Source organism: Actinosynnema sp. NPDC059797 (genome assembly GCF_042732085.1).
In the GTDB taxonomy this organism is placed as follows: Bacteria; Actinomycetota; Actinomycetes; order Mycobacteriales; family Pseudonocardiaceae; genus Actinosynnema.
On the sequence record NZ_JBHWIE010000624.1, the window covers coordinates 1 to 2,642 of the forward strand.

The window sequence follows — 2,642 nt, forward strand, 5'->3', positions numbered from 1 at the left end:
GAGCTACCTCGGCGAGGGTGACCACGTCGTGACTCCTGTGACGAGGGGATGGGTGGGACCAACATGCAGACCTTTATCGCCGGAGTCAATGGCGGATTGATTCAGCGAGCCGGAACGCGAAACATTTACGAGCGAAGTTCACGTACCTGAAAGTTTTCGCAAAACCTGCCAACCAATCCCGGCGGCCAAACGAGACGCCAGTCGAATCGATTCGAAGCTGGTCACGGGCCGTTACGGCGGTAATGGGAAAGAGATTGAACTATTTCCGCACGCCCGCAGGGCGATCACTCCGGGTGAACCCGGAAAACGAGGCGCCAAGGAGAATCGATACCGTGAGCAGACGTGAGAGTGATCACGACCACCGCGGGTGTCATCCCCGGCCCCGGTGGATGTAGGGGTCCAGGACGGTGCGCTTGGGCACCGCCCGGCCGTCGTGCATCCGCTCCAGCACGTGGAACGCGCTCTCGGCGAGCCGGTGCGCGTCCTGCACCACGGTCGCGCGCAGGGGGCCGGCGCCGGCGTCGATGAGGGCCAGGGCGTCGAGGACCCCGTCCACGCCGATGACCACCGCGTCGGCCGCGGCCCGCGAGCCCGCCGCCCGCAACGCGTCGACCGCGCCCAGCGCCATCTCGTCGTTGGTGCAGAACACGGCGTCGAGCCGACCGCTCCGCGCGTCGAGCGAGCGGACGTGGGCGAGCACGGCGTCGTGGGCGCGCGAACGGGTGAAGGCGCAGCTGTCGTCGACGACCACGAGGACGTCCGGCAGGGCTTCGCGCAGCACCTCGGCGCACCGCGCCTGCCGGTCGGCGTGCTCCCGGCTCGCCACGACCAGGACGTGCGGGCCCGGCACGCCCCGCAGCCGCTCCACCAGCCAGCGGCCGGCCAGCGCGCCGATGTCGGTGCCGAGGTAGCCGACGAAGGCCGCGTTGTCCGGGTAGTCCGCCGGGTCGTCGAACGGCTCGATGTCGGTGAACACGACCGGCAGCGCGACCTCGGCGCAGAACTCGACCAGGTCGGGCCGCAGGCGGTGCACCTCGGTCGCCACCACGAACCCGCCCAGGTAGTCGCGCCTGGTCGCCAGGAGCCGCCGCAGGTGGTGGACCTGGGCCGCGACGGGCACGACGGCGGCGGGCACGACGGCGGCGGGCACGGTCCACGCGGGCACCTCCCGGCCCAGCGCGCCGCTGCGCAGCACCAGGAGGGCACCCGCGGCCACCAGGCCGCCGATCAGCGCGGCAACGGCGGTGAACCACAGCCCCGTCGGCCACGCCGCGCGGTGGACGTGCTGCTCGACGGTCAGGGTGACGTCGCGCCCCGCCTGCACGACCGCTCCCGCGGCGGAGGCGTGCGCCCGCTGGCCGGGCGCGGCGTCCCGGCCGTCCGGTGACGCCTCCCCGGCGTCCAGCGGTGCACCACCCGGCACGTGGTGATGGTGCCCCACCCGCTCCCGAAAGGGTGAGCTGCCGGTGCCGGCACATCGGACGACCGCGAGCGGGTAGCCACCCGCTCGACACCCCGACGACGTCCAGGAGGCGTGATGAGCACACCGGGCACCACCCCGCCGATGAGGGCGAGCAACGAGGCCGACCCCGGCCAGCTCGACGTGGCCCGCGCCGAGGGCACCGCCTACCTCCGGGCCCTGGACGCCATGCGCGAGGAGTCCGGCGCGGTGGTGAAGCAGGCCGGCGAGTTCCTGGTGGCGCTGGTGCAGGAGGACGCGGAGGGCATGTACGCCCGCCGGGACGGCCGCCTGGTGTGGGAGGAGGCACCCGAGGACGCCAACGGCCACCTGGAGATCGCGGTCGCGGACGCGGCGGACGGCCGGTTCATCCCCGAGCTGGACGTGACCGTCACCGTCACCCGGGACGGCGAGGAGGTGCTCGACGCCCGCCTGCCGTTCCTGTGGCACCCGTTCCTGTACCACTACGGCACGAACTTCACCATGCCCGGCGAGGGCGAGTACGACGTCGAGGTCCACATCGACCCGCCGGAGTTCATGCGGCACGACCCGATCAACGGCAAGCGCTACGAGCACCCCGTCGAGATCGCCTTCCTGACCGTCCCGTTCAAGCCGGGCCGCAAGCCCAGCCCGGAGGCCCAGCCCCGCGCGTGACCGCCGGGACCGCGCACCCGGCTCAGCGCGTCCGGCTCAGCGCGTCCGGCTCAGCGCGGTCCGCGCACGCACCGCCCCCGCAGGACCACCGCGATCGGGTTCGCCGTCGGCGCAGAGGTCCACGTGCTCGCCGTGCGGCAGTGCGCGTCCACGAACCCTGATGACCACCTCGGACCACCGGCCTTCCCCCTGGGGCGGTGACGTTCCGTGATCCACGGCGTACGGTGGGCGGTGATCGGGGGGCCCGAAGTTCGCGCGGGGAGGACGAGGGGTGCCGGAGCGGGCCGTTCCGTTCCGCAAACGAGATGTGGATTACACAGCGTCTTGCCTACCGGATGGGGTACAGCGGGTAATGATGGCGACGTGACGAAGGCCCAGAGGATCGCGGCGGCTTGGGCGCACCTGCCCGCCGCGGAACTGCTAGAGCAGGTGCGCGGCATGGTCAAGGCGGGTGACGCGGGCGCCCGCGCCGTCTGGGCCGTCGTCCGGGAGGACCCCGTGGTCGCGGCGCGCGTCCGCGGCGCCATGG

General features: G+C 72.4%; 2 protein-coding genes. One reads left to right on the forward strand and one right to left on the reverse strand.

What is annotated here, in order from left to right:
* Positions 1-370: 370 nt before the first annotated feature.
* Positions 371-1,423, reverse strand: a complete 1,053-nt coding sequence (locus ACFV4N_RS42595; protein ID WP_499678384.1) for a sugar ABC transporter substrate-binding protein — start codon at positions 1,421-1,423, stop codon at positions 371-373.
* Positions 1,424-1,537: 114 nt separating this feature from the next.
* On the opposite strand from ACFV4N_RS42595, the gene ACFV4N_RS42600 reads away from it, so the two are divergent.
* On the forward strand, positions 1,538-2,113 hold the full coding sequence (locus tag ACFV4N_RS42600) for an iron transporter (RefSeq protein ID WP_499678385.1): 576 nt from the start codon (positions 1,538-1,540) through the stop codon (positions 2,111-2,113).
* Positions 2,114-2,642 lie beyond the last annotated feature (529 nt).